This is a genomic window from Pseudoalteromonas sp. 31A1 (genome assembly GCF_011378815.1).
GTDB classification, from domain to species: domain Bacteria; phylum Pseudomonadota; class Gammaproteobacteria; order Enterobacterales; family Alteromonadaceae; genus Pseudoalteromonas; species Pseudoalteromonas arctica.
The window spans coordinates 64,915-81,794 of record NZ_WTKY01000009.1 but is presented as its reverse complement, the minus strand read 5'-3'; the positions used below and the strand labels follow the sequence as shown (position 1 = coordinate 81,794).

15 protein-coding genes and 3 pseudogenes are annotated in these 16,880 nt (G+C 35.7%); all 18 read left to right on the top strand.

Translation table 11 applies throughout. The features are described from left to right. Positions 1–123 precede the first annotated feature (123 nt). The 18 genes and pseudogenes from GQR52_RS10525 to GQR52_RS10435 all read left to right on the top strand — a co-directional run bounded on the left by GQR52_RS10525 (position 124) and on the right by GQR52_RS10435 (position 16,757). Positions 124–969 (top strand): transposase, encoded by an 846-nt coding sequence (locus tag GQR52_RS10525; RefSeq protein ID WP_165728394.1) that lies wholly within the window; start codon positions 124–126, stop codon positions 967–969. A gap of 701 nt (positions 970–1,670) precedes the next feature. Then, entirely contained in the window at positions 1,671–1,817 is a 147-nt protein-coding gene (locus GQR52_RS10520; RefSeq protein WP_165728393.1) for a hypothetical protein, read from the top strand. 242 nt (positions 1,818–2,059) lie between these two features. Next, positions 2,060–2,377, top strand: coding sequence for a hypothetical protein (locus GQR52_RS10515; RefSeq protein ID WP_165728392.1), 318 nt, complete (start codon positions 2,060–2,062; stop codon positions 2,375–2,377). 393 nt (positions 2,378–2,770) lie between these two features. Further along, positions 2,771–3,112 carry a hypothetical protein gene (locus GQR52_RS10510; protein WP_165728391.1) on the top strand — a complete coding sequence of 114 codons (342 nt, stop codon included), beginning with the start codon at positions 2,771–2,773 and terminating at the stop codon, positions 3,110–3,112. Between the two features lie 24 nt (positions 3,113–3,136). After that, the gene (locus tag GQR52_RS10505; RefSeq protein WP_165728390.1) at positions 3,137–3,445 is read left to right on the top strand and encodes a hypothetical protein; all 309 of its coding nucleotides are present in this window, start codon (positions 3,137–3,139) and stop codon (positions 3,443–3,445) included. A gap of 21 nt (positions 3,446–3,466) precedes the next feature. Then, a complete protein-coding gene (locus tag GQR52_RS10500; protein ID WP_165728389.1) occupies positions 3,467–3,796 on the top strand; it encodes a hypothetical protein in 330 nt (109 codons plus the stop codon). Between the two features lie 38 nt (positions 3,797–3,834). Then, on the top strand, positions 3,835–4,173 hold the full coding sequence (locus GQR52_RS10495; protein ID WP_165728431.1) for a hypothetical protein: 339 nt from the start codon (positions 3,835–3,837) through the stop codon (positions 4,171–4,173). A gap of 387 nt (positions 4,174–4,560) precedes the next feature. After that, positions 4,561–4,878 carry a hypothetical protein gene (locus GQR52_RS10490; protein WP_165728388.1) on the top strand — a complete coding sequence of 106 codons (318 nt, stop codon included), beginning with the start codon at positions 4,561–4,563 and terminating at the stop codon, positions 4,876–4,878. Between the two features lie 491 nt (positions 4,879–5,369). Further along, positions 5,370–5,687, top strand: coding sequence for a hypothetical protein (locus GQR52_RS10485; protein ID WP_165728387.1), 318 nt, complete (start codon positions 5,370–5,372; stop codon positions 5,685–5,687). A 32-nt stretch (positions 5,688–5,719) separates the two neighbouring features. Then, entirely contained in the window at positions 5,720–6,250 is a 531-nt protein-coding gene (locus GQR52_RS10480) for a hypothetical protein (protein WP_165728386.1), read from the top strand. A gap of 536 nt (positions 6,251–6,786) precedes the next feature. Further along, positions 6,787–7,233: a hypothetical protein gene (locus GQR52_RS10475; RefSeq protein WP_165728385.1), complete on the top strand. Its 447-nt coding sequence runs from the start codon at positions 6,787–6,789 to the stop codon at positions 7,231–7,233. Next, positions 7,233–11,987: an RHS repeat-associated core domain-containing protein gene (locus GQR52_RS20540; RefSeq protein WP_240914471.1), complete on the top strand. Its 4,755-nt coding sequence runs from the start codon at positions 7,233–7,235 to the stop codon at positions 11,985–11,987. The genes GQR52_RS10475 and GQR52_RS20540 overlap by 1 nt, the downstream gene beginning before the upstream one ends. Beyond that, a complete protein-coding gene (locus GQR52_RS10465; RefSeq protein WP_165728384.1) occupies positions 11,987–12,496 on the top strand; it encodes a hypothetical protein in 510 nt (169 codons plus the stop codon). Before GQR52_RS20540 ends, GQR52_RS10465 begins: the two co-directional genes overlap by 1 nt. Positions 12,497–12,641: 145 nt before the next feature. Next, positions 12,642–12,953, top strand: a pseudogene (locus tag GQR52_RS10460) (transposase); the annotation flags it as partial. 1,195 nt (positions 12,954–14,148) lie between these two features. Continuing rightward, positions 14,149–14,283, top strand: a pseudogene (locus GQR52_RS10450) (transposase); the annotation flags it as partial. 104 nt (positions 14,284–14,387) lie between these two features. Further along, positions 14,388–14,708: a helix-turn-helix domain-containing protein gene (locus GQR52_RS10445; RefSeq protein WP_165728383.1), complete on the top strand. Its 321-nt coding sequence runs from the start codon at positions 14,388–14,390 to the stop codon at positions 14,706–14,708. A 103-nt stretch (positions 14,709–14,811) separates the two neighbouring features. Beyond that, entirely contained in the window at positions 14,812–15,582 is a 771-nt protein-coding gene (locus GQR52_RS10440; RefSeq protein ID WP_165728382.1) for a hypothetical protein, read from the top strand. A gap of 213 nt (positions 15,583–15,795) precedes the next feature. Beyond that, positions 15,796–16,757, top strand: a pseudogene (locus tag GQR52_RS10435) (transposase). The last annotated feature ends 123 nt before the right edge of the window (positions 16,758–16,880 follow it).

Below are 16,880 nucleotides of genomic sequence, written 5' to 3'. Positions count from 1 at the left end.
ATGGGCAGCAAATTAGCAAAACAATGGGGTCGTAGAAAATAGTGGGGTCAGGTCTTTCTTTTTGCCTTTTTACTTAGTAGGACTAAGCTTTAAGTCATCAATTATTTTTTGACTGGGTTAAAAATGGCTAGGCCACTAAGGTTGGAGTTTGCTGGTGCTTTGTATCATGTCACATCGCGAGGAAATGAACGAAAGTCTATTTTTTTAGATGAGACAGACTTTGACGGTTTTTTACAAATCTTGAGCGAAGTTTGCGAACGGTATAACTGGGTAATTCATTCATATTGCTTAATGACCAATCATTATCACTTATTGGTTGAAACGCCAGATGCTAATTTAAGTAAAGGAATGCGCCAATTAAATGGGGTATACACGCAATGGTTTAATAGAAAGCATCGACGTGTGGGGCACTTATTTCAAGGACGCTATAAAGCGATTTTGGTCGATAAAGACGCCTACCTATTAGAGTTAAGCCGATATATTATTTTAAATCCAATTAGAGCACACATGGTTGATAATTTATCGGAATGGCCTTGGAGCAGTTGGCCCATTGTAATGGGAGAAACAGAAGCCCCTGTTTGGTTAGCCATACATACAATGTTGCTTCAATTTAGTAAGTATAAAGCCATTGCAAGACGTAAATTTGCGCAGTTTGTAGAGCAAGGAAAGGGAGTTAACCCTTGGAGAAATATATCAAACCAGGTGTTTTTAGGGAGTGATGATTTTGTAAAAGAGCACCTAGAATTATTGAAATTGCAGGAAGGTGACTTATCCGAGGTTCCGAAAAAACAAAGAAGGGCGCGAGCTTTACCTTTAGAACAATATAAGAAGCAGAGTAATAACCGCGATGACGCAATAAGGGCTGCGTATGCAACAGGCGGCTATACTTTGAAAGAGATTGGAGAGTATTTTCAATTGCACTATTCTCGTGTAAGTAAAATAGTGTCAAAAAGAAAGACCTGCGCCTAAGGCTTGAGGTGACTACAAATCTTTATACTTGAGTGCCCCCAATTCCTGAACCTAATCCTACTTGTTACACCAACTTTTCACGAAGTGACGTAAGTAGCAGTGAAAATTGCTAGCGGGTGATAATTATAGTGTGTCAGTTTTATTGTCTACTTATAGGTGAGGCCACACTTGCAGCCTTTATAGCGTATGTGGATTGAAGCCCACTAAAACTAAAATTAATGACACCCCAGAAGAACTTGATCCTAAGAGTGTTCAACAGTTACTTACATTTGTCAAAGTGGGTAAACAACTCAAAAATTATTGCGTTTTGCGGGTATGTAATGTCAAGTTACATAAAAACGCCTCTATTTTGGCCTGTAAATATCCAAAAGTTGTTAAATTAGCAATGCGTTGTGTACTTGAAGACAAGCGGGGCATATAGGAAATGGTCATTTATCGCTATAAGTTAAAGCAAGCATCAGCCGATAAAAGTGGTGGAAATTTACCACGTAATTGATGCGTCTGTTTATGGCGGAATAGAATAAAATTTCACATAGCAGTTATTTTGGAAATATAGGACTAAAGTGGCGAAATTATGAGTGATTTTAAAAATAATTTACTAAAAGAGATGTTTATAAAGTTTTTTACATTTCATTAACGAGGTTTTTATAATAAAATAAAATAAAATTTTAATTAGGTACATAATTTATAAGGACATTGAGTTGAAATTACTAAACCCATTTATAATTCCATTATTACTTTTGTTAGCTACCAGTTACGCAGGCGCTCTAACCTGTACTGGTAAAGTTGAAAACGTTACCTTACATGCCCCCGATAAATTAATGCTAAAGCTTACCTCAATGAACTAATCTGTATTTATTTTTAACCCAGAGTATAAATTGACAGTACCCGTTACCGGTTATACAAGCAGCGCTTAAACTTATAGGTAATGCTTTCATATGCCAAGTCGACTCAAGCTGATATGGGCAAAGTATGGTTTGGTGGTCCTGACGTTCCTAGTAGCTGTAAAGGCTAGGGTAGTGCGAAAAATGCAAATGTTCGGTGCTTTACTTAATAATAACAATTACTTAAATTAAAAAAGGAAATTAAGGTGTTAATAACACGTTTAACATTGTGCTTAGCGCTATGCTCTCCTGCGTCATTTGCTACTATAGGTAACGGGCACGTAACTGGAGAAATCACAAATGTCACTAGTATACGAACAGGTTTACTTGTAATGGTAGGAAACAGCGAAGTACCACTAACATGTAAAAGTGGGCAATCATGGATGCATGTAAAACAAGAAAATACGGCAATGATTTCTATGTTGATGACAGCATGGACCCTAAAGCGCAAAATTACTGTGTACACTGACCCTGGAAATACTGGTTTTTGTCAGGTCAATCAAATAGATCCACATGAGAGATAAGTTAAAAGCTACTTTGTTAGTATTAAATTAGAGGTTTAGTTTTGAAAAAAAATTATTTATTTTGGGCGTATTATTATGCTCATTTAACTTATATGCATCTTGGAAAAGTTCACCCTATGTAGAAGTTACGCAGTTATATCCCGCTGATAGCGGTTTAATCTTCTTTACAACGCATGCAGATACTACGGTATCTTCTTGTGAAGGAGGGAAACGGTTTTATCTACCGTTAACCGATAAAAATTACAATATTAAAGCAAGTGTATTAATAGCTGCGTATATGAGTAAAAAGAAAATATTTATGACGTACGATTCAAGTCAGCCAAAAAGCTGTGCTGCTGTAGTTAATCGTTTTATTGTCCAAAGATAAATTAATAATAAATATAAGGAAGCACAATGAAGATCTTTTTAAGTTTTTTGGTATTGATTACTAGCTTTATAGCTAAAGGCGATAACATTGGTCTTGGGAAAGTTGATAGTATTAAAGAGTACGATTTTAATTCAAATAAAAGTATAAAAATTTATTTGGAGACTTCTGCCACTTTAATAAATTCTGCATGTAAAGAAAATGGCAGGTTTTATGGAACTATAACTACCACTATGCACGACGCTAACACTATTAATAGAATGTTTAGTATGGCTACCGCTGCTTATTTTTCAGGTAAAAAAATCCGTTTGTTTTCTGAAAGTAATACATGTGAAATAGACTTTCTTGCTCTACAAGAAAGTGAATTTTAGCTTACATTTATTCGGAATACAGAAATGAAAATTAAGTTTTTTATATTCACCTTACTATTTAGTTCACTTGCCAATGCAGAACGGTATTGGCCAGCAGAGCTTATTAATTGGAACTTAAACCTTAATAACGGTGTAGCTTATATTACATCTAAACAGTTTCCTAAACACTGTACTTACTCTCGTGCGCAAATAAACATGAATGGTACAGAGTTTAATAAAGCTATGTATGCATACGCTTTGTCTGCTAAAGCAAGAGATAAAAAACTAAGATACGTAATAGATAGGACTCATTCAACCTGCATTATTAGCGGTTTGCAAGAAGTGTCAAGATAACAAAAATAAAAGGTATTAAAAATGAAGTTAAAAATAATAACTACACTGTTAATATTATGCTCTTTTAAAGCAATTGCAGCTTACAATAATAATATTAGTGGTGAGATAGAAAGTGTTTATGTTTATGCAGACCATGATGCAATTTATTTTAGGTTTAAAAATCAACCCACAACACATGAAAGCTGTAAACCTACTTATTTTGTAATAAGTTCAAGTGTCCCTGAAAACCGTCGTAATCAATTGCTCTCTCGCTTATTGTTAGCAAAAGCGTCTAAAGAAAATATTAATATAGGGTACGACTCTAAAGGTGATTGCGCACATAGCTATATTCGTGTTCATAGGGTTGGCTAAATTTATCATAAAATTAAGGAGTGAAAATAGTGAAAAGAATGTTTTTAATATTAACCGTTTTATTTAGTAGTTTTTATGCAAAAGCTATGGATACAGGTAGTTATCACCAAATATCTCAAATATTTGTTTGGGGAGACTATACGGGAGGTGTAATTAAAATATCTTTGAAAACACCTAGTCAAAATACGATAGATCATTGCCCTGGTGGCTTTTGGATTGATGCTGTTAATGATAAAAACGGATCTGTTTATAGTACCGCTTTAGCCGCGTATCATAGTAATTCAAAGGTGAGAATTTATGCAGATCATAATAAAGATTGGAGTAGCCTAAGCTCTAAAGAGTGTTACATACAACTTATTATACTTGAAGCAAAGTAATTCGTAATAATTACCAAACCTATGTAGAGGCTTGTGATCTTTTTATTTTATGTTTTGTGATTAGCAGCATTTCTTGCTGGTGATTAGCTTGTAAAGAAAGAACTCACTGGTTTTTCATCTGAAACTGCTGGGTCTTATCTTTATTCAGAGGGGCTGAAAAATAATGCTAATGACTGTTTTCGCACCGATTCAATTGTCCTTAAGTCAGCGATGTTAATTATGAGAAAACTTATTCTCTACAGTTGATGGCTTATGTCGCGGGTAAATCTGTGCAAGGTACTTATGATGGCTGACCTATAATTCAACTCGTGTTTTTAAGCATTTACATATAATAGATTAACTATTAGTTGATAGTCTAATCAAAATAAATATTTTTAAGGTTTTTTAATGTTAAAATTTTTTCTATTAATTTGTCTTTTTTATACATCAGCTGCTTTATGTAACTCCTCAATTGGAGAAAGAAAAGTAGTTAAAATGATTTTTAATGACTCTGGTAATTTGTATGTTTATTTTTCAGGTGTGCCATCTCACTCTGAGAATTGTGATAGTAAAGCGGAATACATACTACCAAAAGAGCATCAATTTTTTTCACAAATATACTCTGGCTTGTTAGCTGCAATGCATTCAGAATCACCAGTAAATGGTTATGTTGATGTTTGGAGTAACTCTAAGACTAAAATAACGAGAATCGATTTACTACCTTAGTATTGAACCCTGATAGAGTGATTTTTTAAATATATATTTTTATAAAGGTAATTTATTTGGCTGGTAACATATGTTAATATTTATAAATAATTAAGATGCAGGTTTTGTTCTGGAATTGAAATGTTAAAAAAATTATTTTTTACTCACAACCTTTATGGTTTTTAATGCAAAGGCTAATCATTCTTGCAGCGGAAAGGTAAAGGATATACAAATTAATATGCATGGGGTTTTATATTCAACTTTTTCAGGTTTAGCTTCAAGTGCAAAGTTGTGTGATTTATCTCCGGCAGAAGGAGCTAATGACGCTGAGTTTTGTAAAGCACTTTATAGTTCTTTATTAGTTGCTAAAGCAAGCGACAATACAGTTACTTTATGGTTCAACATAGACACAAATCCATCCTGTTCGAAGGGGTCGTGGGTAGATTTATATAAAGATCATGGGCTATATCATTTTAGGCTAGGATCGTAACAATAAAAATTGCAGGATAACTATGAAAAAATTACTTCTTATTTTAGCTTTGCTTTCAGCTGATTCTTTTGCTGCGGCGAAAAATTTTTGTGATGAGGTAAAGCGAATACGTGTATGGGCTAATGGATCAGATACTTACGGTGTTTGGGCTGAACTAAAAAACAACCCAAGCCAATGCCCTGGGGGGTTTTATTTAAATCATAATGCCACTAATAAACAGTTTATCTACAGTTTAATTCTTGCAGCCAAAGCATCTAATCAGCGTATTTGTTTTCAAGTATATGATGTTAATTCTAAGATTGAAAATCGCTGTAGAATTCATTATACCATGCATGAATAAAGTGATATTTGCACATACATATGGCTAATTTTATGAACTATAGACTTGTAATATTTTTCCTTATCATTATTAACCTTCTTGGTTGTGTCAATACTGATTTAAATAGTAATGTAACTGTAAAGTTACCAGAACATACAATTTATTCTGGTAAAGGCTTAGCTGCAAGTGCTGCTTTAATGGGGGCTATAGGGCCAACAGGTATTGCTATCGGTGCGGCAATTGATATAGGCATTGGCAAAGATATTCAATCTAAAAATGATAAACACAGATTGCGAGCCGAAATAAAAAAAGCTGTTAACGCTTATAATTCCTTAGAAGTTAATGTTATTAAAAATATTGACTTGGAGGAAATTAAATTTAAACAAAAAGGTAGCGACGAGTTTGTTATTTTACTTATAAATGGTGTTATCACTTTTTCTACAGGCAAACAATGTATTATTAATGCTAAAAGTGAGGAAAGTTACGAGTTTATAAAGCTCAAAGATAAAAAAAATTATGCTAATGAAATTATAATAGATAAAGTGGCTTTTTATATAAAAAACAGAGGAATATGTAAAATATAAAGTTTTGCATAAAATACATAATATTATTAAGGGAATGTTCTTATGAATAATGTGATTAACAGTATATTTAATTATACTATTGTTTTCAAGCTTCACTTACTCATCTCGCTAGCAAATTTCAAATGGGTGATAGTAAGCAAATGACACGCATGCTAATTCTTTGTCTTCTACTCTTGCTGACTACTACAAATAAAGCAAATGCTGCTTGGATAAGTTCAGGGGGCCTAGTCGAAACCCTAACTTTATATTCTCATAACCAAATTTTAGTAAAACTAAAAAATAATAATGGTGCCTCAGTCGCATCTTGTAGCAATAAAGAATACTTCATTGTCCCTGCTTCGTATGCAGCCGAATCTAGAAATAGAATGTATAGCACAATGCTAACTGCAAAGATTTCAATGCAAGAAATTACACTTTTATATAATGATGTCGGTAATTGTGATGCTTGGGGCTCTAGCCCTAATGTGTATAGAAAAATAACGCGTATACCCTTTTGATAATATAAAGAATTCCCCAAAATACAATAGCGAGTTTTTATGAAAAAACTAATAATATTAATGTTACTTATTTCAGGCACATTAAAAGCAGAAACAACTTGGATCCCAATTGGCAACGGGGATAATTTTATAATAATTCCCTTTATACCTACCGAAAAATTTAGCCAACCAACTAATGTCAGTTTATTAAAGTCTGGCTCAGATGTAATCGTAAGTTGGGATAATATTTTACATGCAAGTAAATATCGTATCGAAGGGTATGACGACAACGGTAATTGGATTTTACTCAGAGAAGTAAGTGCTAATACAACAGTATTTTCACCACTCCCTAGCAATATTTCAAACATAAGAATTATGGCATGTACTTATACCACGTGCAGTAACACGGGGACTTGGAGCTTAAGTGTGGCTTTAGGGAAGCGAATAATATTTATACATACGGATTTACTTGGTAGTCCAGTGGCTGAATCTCAGGGAGAGCAATAATGAAAAATTTTACTTATTATTTATCAACAATGTTATTAGCTCCGCTGTTTACTTTAGCGGCACAGCCTCCGGGTGGAGGTGATGTTGAGTTAATAGCGCCTCCATCTGAGTATAATTTAGAGCGTTTTGCCGTCAAGCGAGAGGTTGAGGCGCTTACAAGTAATTTAGCTGGTGAAAGTATTTCACTGGCTGATGGTTCACTCTCATTTACTGTCACTGACTTAAGTATTAAAACGAACTCACAGATCCCTCTAAATATTACACGGACATATAACAGGCTTACAGGTAAAAATGATAAATCCTCAGCTCAGTTCGGTGATTGGGAGCTCGAGTTACCAAAAATAGAAGCTACTTACTTAAAAGGCAGCACTCGCTATAGCAATAATTATTATTCTAGTACAGCTTGTTCAAGTGCTTTATCTCCTGGCCCCATTTCATTTTATGGTGATGTTTATGAGCAGCATGAATATTGGAACGGAGCCGATGTGATTATACCTGGTGCTAGTGGGAAATTATTAGGTGGTTCTGGCCAGCATCGTTACCGAACCAAGCTCAATGCATCAATAAACTGTCGTAGTGAAAATGGTAATGAGTATTTTATTGTAAAAACGAGTGAAGGCTTAATTTATACTTTAGGTCATCGTATCGAAAAATTGGGGTTACCACTTGTAAAAACAAAACCTGCACAACGTAGTAAACTTGCTTACGTTGCAACAAAAGTTGAAGATAAGTTTGGCAATACGCTGCATTATATATTTGATGGTAGTAAATTGGAAAAAATCACATACCAACCTTCTGGCTCAGCCCATAGCGAAGACCTCGTTTCGTTTTCATATGAATCATCGGGACGCATAAATAAAATAACAAGCCAAGAGCGGGTTTGGGAGTATTTATATGAAGAAAAGTATGCAAATCAAAACCATAACTTAACAGACGTCATACTTCCAACAGGCCAAAGTTGGAAGTATGATTTTCCTGAGTTTATAAACTACGCGAGCAAGATATATGTAAAACCAAATTTTAATGTAGAAAGCTGTATATATAGCCACACTACTCCGCTATATGGCCCAGAAAGCTCCCTTAAAGTAAAACATCCTAACGGCGCCAACATAAGTTTTAACTACAAATTGACCGTACACGGACGAACGGAAGTCCCGGCAAAAAGTCAGCGTCATACTCGTCAAGGCAAGCCTATAAACTATAATGCTTGCTATGCTAATTTAGCAATTTCAAGTAAATCAATAGATATTAATGATGAACAATATGTTTGGACATATGCCTACAGTAATAATTATTCACACTTTAGTTCTGCAGGTTTAAGTAGTTCAGAAGTTAGTAGTTTCAGACGTGGTATTGCAATTATTGGAAACACTAAAGAAGTTACTTGTAATACTAAAAGTGATTGTTCCTCTATCCCAAGTGGTTTGGGGCTATCTGCTTATGACTTAAGGGTACTCAAGGTCACAGCGCCGAATAATAGTTATATTAACAGCTATATTAGTAAACGCTGGGATGAAACTGAAGGGCAGGTTATAGCTCAGGTCGAACATGGCCCAAATGGAGAAATAAATCAAAAAACATTGACTCAATATTGGAAGAGTAGTTTTAAAGGTAACAGTGGTATTGTCGATCCAATTTTAACCACGAATACAGACACTTTATCTTATATCGTAAAGGACAAAAGAGTTACTAAACATGTTAACAGTGACAGCTTTACTAAAAGTTATATCTATAATATTTATGATGCACCTGAGCAAGTTGTTCTAGCAGGGCCATCGGGTACTTTTTATAAAAAGCAGTTTTACCAGCATGACACTTTAAATTGGATTTTAAATTTACCTACCATCACCCAAGTATCAAGCGATGATCAAAACTATATAGAAACTAAACGCATTCAGTACAATGCTTTTTCGAATAGTTACTTTTCAAACCAACAATTACCGTCAAAAGTGTACCTATTTGGTCAACTACAACGTACTTTCACTGATTACACCGCACAAGGCAATGTTGAGCGAATAGAGTTTAATTCAAATCGTTCAGTAGGCACTGGTAAGCGTTTTATTGAATATGCAAACTACAAGCGCGGTTTACCGCAGGTAATAACGGTGCCAAATAGGTCAACCACAGGAAGCATGAGTGCGGGTAGGGTAGTTGATAATAACGGGTGGGTAACTCGTACAACCGATTATAATGGCGTATCAACTAATTACACCTATGATGACATGGGTCGTATTAAATCCGTAGATTTAACAAATGATGCGGCTAATGGCAACTGGTACGACACGTTATATACTTGGGATAACGATACCAATACCCGCACTGCGTCAACGTGTACGTTAAATAGTTCACGGACAGCATGTACAGGTAACGCTGTATTTAAAACCACGGAGTACTATGACAACTTACTGCGACTGACAAAAACAAAAAGCCAAGATTTAGTCAATAGCTCTGCAGCAAATAGTACCCGTTATCAGCGTTTCGAATATAACTATTTGAATCAACCAACGTTCCAATCTTATGCAAGCGAAAATATAAGTGAAAATAAAGGCACTACAACCGTCTATGACTCACTAGGTCGACAGCAAAGTATTACGACAAGTGGATTAGGCACCATTAATTACGCCTATTTATCTGGTAACCGTATAGAAGTAACGGATGCAAAAGGTCACGTAACAACTACAACCTATCAGGCCTTTGGTTCACCAAGTTACTCACGTGCAGTAAAAATAGAATCGCCTGAGAATGTAACCACCACATTAGATATTGATATATTTGGTTTAACACATTCTATTACACAAGCTGGTGCTAACCAGTATGGAAATTCAACGAGTGTTACTGAGCGTCGTTATTACGACAATAGTAAACAGTTATGTTTAACTGCACGACCGGATGTAGGCAATACTCTTTATAAGCATAACGAACTAGGTGAACTCATCTGGAGCCAAGATGGCGTTGCTAATACACAATGCACAAGTACAGCGCCGAGTGGCAGTACTTATTATACATATGACAATTTAGGCAGCCTTAAACATGTTAACTACCCAGATGCTTCAGGCGATGTGAGCTACGAGCGCGATAACAACGGGAACGTTAAAACCTTAACAGCTGGTAATGTAATTCATCGTTATGAGTACAACAACCAAAATCGCCTCGAAGAAGAGCAGCTATTTGTGGGTAATGAACTACCTCTAATGCTTAATTATAAATACAATGCTTTGCAACAGCGTGAACAGTTAGGTTACCCAGATGGAACTATTGTAAACTTCAAACCCAATGGCTTTGGTGAGCCAACAGAAGCACAAGTGTATAAAAGTGGAAATGTTGATTTAAGTTTTGCGAAAAGTGCAAGCTACTATGCTAATGGTACACTGAGTTCGTTTACGTATGGTAATGGTGTTAAGCATCAAACAGCACTATATGCAGATAGCCTACTACCAAAACAACTTAAAGACACAGGCCCAGCTGGCAGTAATATACCTAGTACTGTTATGGCTTTAACCTATGATTACGACAATAATGCAAATGTAACGTCGATTATTGATAGCCAAAACAGCGCCTATAGTCTAACTAACTTACAGTATGACGACCTTGACCGCTTAACCAGTACCACTGGGGCGGCAGGTATTGGGTCGAGTGAAATGCGCTACGATGGGCTCGGTAACATTACGTACTATAAAAATAAGGGTAAAACACTCAATTACACCTACGACTACGCTAAAAATCGGTTATCCAAAGTAACCGGCGTAAGCGGACGATATGGCTCAATAGGTTACGATACCCGAGGTAACATCACTAATAATGGCGCATACTCACTGAGCTTTAACCGCGCTAATCAGCTTACTTCAGCCAAAGGCAACAGCTATTTATACGATGCGCATAACCGCCGTGTAAAACAAACTGATGATAATGGCACTAGCTATTCAATGTACAGCCAAGATGGTACATTGCTGTACAGAGAAAAAGGCAACACCATAACAGGCAGCGGCACTGACTATATTTACTTAGGTAAAAAACTGATTGCTAAATATGGTAATGTAACACCGCAAACAGTGAGTGAAAGTCGACAGCATGCTCGTCCATTTGGTGAATCGATAGAAGCCCCCAAAGATGATGTAGGGTACACAGGGCATAAATTCGACACCGACTTAGGGTTGAGTTATATGCAGGCACGATACTATGATCCAGTTATAGGTCGTTTCTATTCTAATGATCCTGTTGATATGATGGGGCATATCTCTCGCGGTGAAAATGTTCATGGATTTAATCGATATAATTATGCATACAACAATCCCTTTAAATACATCGACCCTGATGGAGAATCACCGAGAAGAAATCGTGATGGTGATGGTGGAGCAGCAATAGCAGCAGCAATTCTAGTCGGTACAGGGGTTTGGACTGATGAACAAGCTCAGTTGGCTCAAGGTATCAAACCCAAAACAATTTCAAGGGCAAAAAGAAGGGCTTCGAGAGCCGCTCAAAGAGAAAAAAGTGATCCAAGAGTTGCAACAAGCCAACCTTCAAGTAATGTTCAGGCTAATACTCATGGCGAAGTAAACCTTAGAGGGCAAACAAAAGTTGGAATGGATGGTAAAACTGATATAGGAATTCAAGACGGTTCTAAAGATCGTGGTAATAATACTACCGATCATAAACCTGCTATTGATGTCGGAAATCTTAAACAAGGTGAACAGCCCGGTAGAAATGGTCAACCAAGAATAAAGAATGAACATAAAGTTAAAGAAGATATTAAGTAATGACTACATCCGAAAAAACCGCTCTAAAGTTCAAACGAGAAATTAAGAAAGCCGCGCTTTTTAAGCAGCGTGAGATAACTCATCAACAAGAGCGCTTTATGGCTTTTTTTGAAGGGCTATCGTTGGAAGATACAGTTCAGCTAGTTTCTTACTCTGAAGGCCAAGCATATAAGCAAGCAATATTTAGAGATACTCGGAGTGTTTTGAGTCCTCTTACTAAAAAAGCGGTTTGTAAGGAATTAAATCAGGTTGAGTTGCAAAAATTTGGTGAATTTGTTGTTAGTAAAACAAATGAAATGGTACTCCTATTTTCAATTCATGATTATAGCTTTCCTTCAGTTTTGCTCTCTATTGAGGAATTCTTTAGCAATTTCGAGTCAATCCTCGATTTAATGGAAAACGAAGTGACTGTAGTATTCAGTGATATGCAAGATGCGCTGTCGTTTAATAATGAAGATGATATGTTTAGGGTAAATATTTGTGGTGGCAAATATTTGTTACTAGAGTGATTAAGAAACAGCCTTTTGAATCCAATGCCTGATCCTCCTGGTTTGCCATTAGATTGAAAATTAACAGTGACACCCATCCTAAATTTTGCTCTTTTTTAAATTAAGGACTACGTTTATTTAGTGTAAAAAACAAGCAGGGTGTCTTATGGCAATCGCAAGAAAGCGTCAAGTAAGTTTGGTTGATACAAAATATTACCACTGTATATCACGTTGTGTTCGTCGTGCATTTTTATGTGGCGAGGACCGTTTTACTGGCAAGTCTTACGAGCATCGTAGAGGCTGGGTTGAAGACAAACTGCTTGAGTTAGCCAAGATATTTTGTATTGATGTATGTGCTTATGCAGTAATGAGTAACCATACTCATTTAGTACTGTATGTTGATGATAAAAAAGCAAATAGGCTGAATGATAAAGCGATTATTATTCGTTGGCATAAACTCTGTAAAGGCACCGTACTAAATAATTAACAGTGACACCCATCCTAAATTTTGACTGCGAAAAGCTACTGGCATAAAACTTAAACTACTCAGTAAAACTATTCAGTAATAAATAACAACTGCACCATGCAGTTATTTTCATGCTTGCAATTTAGATTAAGAGCGCTAGTGACTTATTTGATGGATGAAATGAAAATAACCTGTCGATAAAAGATTTATTATTAACCTACAAATTAAATTTAATGGCAACATTTTGTTTGTTCAATTAGAGTGGCTGTCTATTTTAGCTATCGAGTGTTGCTGGTACAACACATAGCTCTTTTGTTGGGAAAACTTCTTCTGCTACGATTTCAGGTATAACAACTGGAACAGATTTAGGAGTTAACGTTGGTATTAAAGAGACTACTAAACCTGACGATGATTTTTTAGAGTGAGTATTTAAATGAACTTCTTTAGATTACATTCCCAAATATTATTAGCCCATTTTGGGGTTTCAATTTTTACTGGTGGAATGATTTGGTGGTCGCAGGGATTTAACAAGGGAGTTTTATTTGGAATTCTATATTTCGCATTTATGCTTTTGGTTCATTTTTTTATATATCATAAGCATAAAAGTAAATACGGTAAGAATGAGTTTAAATAGTATTCACAGGGAAACAAAAGAAATAAACAAGACACCCATCCTAAATTTTGTTTTTAAACTCTGTATTTTCAGAGCCATTGTCATAAGTTATCGATAAACAAGAACTTGGTGGGTAAATAGATAGTTTTTTACATATTGCATTCGATGTCGCTAGAGCTTTTTTAGATGATAATTTAGTGATATGACACACTCTAGAAACTCGTTCAAGTAACACATTCAGCGCACATTTTCTGTCGCTAGATTCAACAGAGTCACTTTCCCAATGCCCAACTTTTTTTCTGAGATTAATGTCATCTGGTCTATCTAAAATACTACATCTTTGACCCCAAACTGTTTTCGTTTCACCAACAAATTAACAGTGACACCCATCCTAAATTTTGCTCTTTTTTAAATTAAGGACTACGTTTATTTAGTGTAAAAAACAAGCAGGGTGTCTTATGGCAATCGCAAGAAAGCGTCAAGTAAGTTTGGTTGATACAAAAAAAAATTAACAGTGACACCCATCCTAAATTTTGCTCTTTTTTAAATTAAGGACTACGTTTTATTTAGTGTAAAAAAAAAGCAGGGTGTCTTATGGCTATCGCAAGAAAGCGTCAAGTAAGTTTGGTTGATACAAAGTACTACCACTGTATTTCACGTTGCGTACGCCGTGCATTTTTATGTGGCGAAGACCGTTTTACAGGCAAATCTTACGAGCATCGTAGGGGCCAAAATAACAGTGACACCCATCCTAATTATTGCAGTTTGGCGAACGCCAGATTCAAGGTCGAAGTGCACCACCTTTACTAAACTATAAGTTCAGGAGGTGTGCCATGGGTACCCAATATTCACATTTATCTAACTTTGAACGTTGTCGTTTATTTGAGTGGTATCATTACCAAAAAAAATCAATACGTGAGGTGAGCCGATTACTAAATCGCTCACATAGCACTATTAGCCGAGAGCTAAAGCGTAATAAATATGATTATTACGTACCAACTTATTACCCTCATCCAGCTCAAATGTATTACGAAGTAAGGGTAAGGGAGAGAGCTAAGCGAGTTAAGCTTAAGTCTGTTGAAGCTCAACGCTATGTGGCAGATAAACTCAAAAAAATAAACAAGACACCCAACCTAAATTTTTCGGCAAGTTGAAAGGTTTAAATTTTTGATCTCGTTATTTAATTAGTTATTATGTTTACTTTTCAATTGTGTTTAATAAACTAAATACGACACTTTTATTAAAGGGAATTAGATAATGAAACAGTTTAGAACAGCGCTAGGCTTTAGTTTAACCTTGATTACACTTGATGGTTATGCGGCATCACTGCAGGATAAGAACATTAGTAAATCTTGTGTTGGTGCTAAGGATGAAAAAGATAAAAAAAATCTACAGCAAAAGGAAGATATTTTTGTTGGTCTAAATTCATTTACTGCCTATAAACAAGGTTTTAATCAAAAAATGAAAGAAGTTCCAGTCAAAGACAAAATGTTGTATGCATATGCAGGAATAGGAATTTCAGCTGCTTCACTTCAAACGGCTTTTCCTCTTTTGCAATTAGCATTATGTAATGAAGAGTACGCTATTGATAATAAGTGTCACTATAATAAGCCTATTTATGGCGGGCATCTTATGAGCATAGAAACTAATTGGAAAACTGATACCCAATATACGATGACGAAATATGTAACTTCTGCTGGATCGACGACTAAAACAAAAAAATTGATTATTTCATCTGAACTTCCAAATTATTGGAATGGTAGTATGAAGTTATTTAACGACGATGGCTCTCAAACTGAATTATCTTGGTCTAGAAGTGATAATGGCACTGAATATTATGACTCACGAATTATTGGAGGCACTGATAACTCTAGCATAGCATTTACTGAGTATCCTGATTGCTCGGCAAATACTAAATATGTAAAAAATGATGTTGAAATTACAGCTAATTGGTCATTAGTTGGTGACAAAACAACAGGAAAATTTGAGTACTGTAATAAAAAAGACTGCCGATATGGAGAGTGGTGACTATTTCAGATCTAGTGTTTAACCCGGTTTTACTATCGCGCTTTAATGGCAATGTGAATGCTTTATTATGATGCTGTTATATTAACAGCACTTTTTAACTTTAAATTTAAAATATAATTACCTAACAATAAACAAAACACCCACTCTAAATTTTGCATTTTTCGAAGTTAGAAGCTAGCCTTTATGTAGTGCAAAAAGTAAGCAGGGTGTCTTATGGCAATCGCAAGAAAGCGTCAGGTAAGTTTGGTTGATACAAAATATTACCACTGTATATCACGTTGTGTTCGTCGTGCATTTTTATGTGGCGAGGATCGTTTTACTGGTCAATCTTACGAGCATCGTAGAGGCTGGGTTGAAGACAAACTGCTTGAGTTAGCCAAGATGTTTTGTATTGATGTATGTGCTTATGCCGTAATGAGTAATCACACCCATTTAGTACTGTATGTAGATGATAAGAAAGCAAACAGGCTAAATGATAAAGCGATTGTTATTCGCTGGCATAAACTCTGTAAAGGCACTGTACTTACGCAAAAATATATACAGGGAGAAGCCCTAAGTAAAGTTGAACTCATCTTTTTCAAGCAATACCGAGAGCGCTTATCAAGTATCAGTTGGTTTATGCGGTTATTAAATGAAAACATTGCGCGCAGAGCGAATAAAGAAGATAACTGCACAGGACGATTCTGGGAGGGTGCTTTACGTCTCAAGCATTATTAGATGAAGCCGCACTTGCCGCCTGTATGGCGTATGTAGATTTAAATCCTATTAGAGCTAAAATGGCTAACACTCCAGAGGATTCAGGCCATACCAGCATCAAACAGCGTTTAGCGTACTCAAAGGATGGCAAACAACCAAAACAACTACTGTGCTTTGCAGGCATGCCACGTAAGATAATGTCAAAAGGGCTGCCGTTTGAGCTTAAATTGTACCTTGAACTTGTTGAATTAACAGGACGTTGTATACGAGAAGACAAGCGAGGGTATATTGAAAGTACACACTTGCCTTTACTAGAAAGGGTGAATATATCTCCAGAAAACTGGTTAAAGCTTACAACCCAATTTACGCGCGTATTTCATGGCGCAGTAGGCAGGCCCACTTCACAAGCAAGTTATTGTGAAAACTTAAAGCGAAAGCGGCGGGTAAATATCAGTAACTGTGAAAAGCTACTAGCATAAAAATTAAACTACTCAGTACGAAATTAAAACTGCAAATATACAGCCATTTTCATGCGTGCAATTTAGATTTAATAGGCTAATGACTTATTTAATGGATGAAATGGAAATAACCTGTTGTAGTGG

Excerpts from the sequence above, each read along its gene's own strand:
- GQR52_RS10490 (WP_165728388.1), top strand. The coding sequence starts at position 4,561 with ATGTTAAAATTTTTTCTATTAATTTGTCTTTTTTATACATCAGCTGCT.
- GQR52_RS10500 (WP_165728389.1), top strand. The coding sequence starts at position 3,467 with ATGAAGTTAAAAATAATAACTACACTGTTAATATTATGCTCTTTTAAA.
- GQR52_RS20540 (WP_240914471.1), top strand. The coding sequence starts at position 7,233 with ATGAAAAATTTTACTTATTATTTATCAACAATGTTATTAGCTCCGCTG.
- GQR52_RS10510 (WP_165728391.1), top strand. The coding sequence starts at position 2,771 with ATGAAGATCTTTTTAAGTTTTTTGGTATTGATTACTAGCTTTATAGCT.
- GQR52_RS10445 (WP_165728383.1), top strand. The coding sequence starts at position 14,388 with ATGGGTACCCAATATTCACATTTATCTAACTTTGAACGTTGTCGTTTA.
- GQR52_RS10525 (WP_165728394.1), top strand. The coding sequence starts at position 124 with ATGGCTAGGCCACTAAGGTTGGAGTTTGCTGGTGCTTTGTATCATGTC.
- GQR52_RS10505 (WP_165728390.1), top strand. The coding sequence starts at position 3,137 with ATGAAAATTAAGTTTTTTATATTCACCTTACTATTTAGTTCACTTGCC.
- GQR52_RS10485 (WP_165728387.1), top strand. The coding sequence starts at position 5,370 with ATGAAAAAATTACTTCTTATTTTAGCTTTGCTTTCAGCTGATTCTTTT.
- GQR52_RS10480 (WP_165728386.1), top strand. The coding sequence starts at position 5,720 with ATGAACTATAGACTTGTAATATTTTTCCTTATCATTATTAACCTTCTT.
- GQR52_RS10440 (WP_165728382.1), top strand. The coding sequence starts at position 14,812 with ATGAAACAGTTTAGAACAGCGCTAGGCTTTAGTTTAACCTTGATTACA.
- GQR52_RS10465 (WP_165728384.1), top strand. The coding sequence starts at position 11,987 with ATGACTACATCCGAAAAAACCGCTCTAAAGTTCAAACGAGAAATTAAG.
- GQR52_RS10475 (WP_165728385.1), top strand. The coding sequence starts at position 6,787 with ATGAAAAAACTAATAATATTAATGTTACTTATTTCAGGCACATTAAAA.
- GQR52_RS10495 (WP_165728431.1), top strand. The coding sequence starts at position 3,835 with ATGTTTTTAATATTAACCGTTTTATTTAGTAGTTTTTATGCAAAAGCT.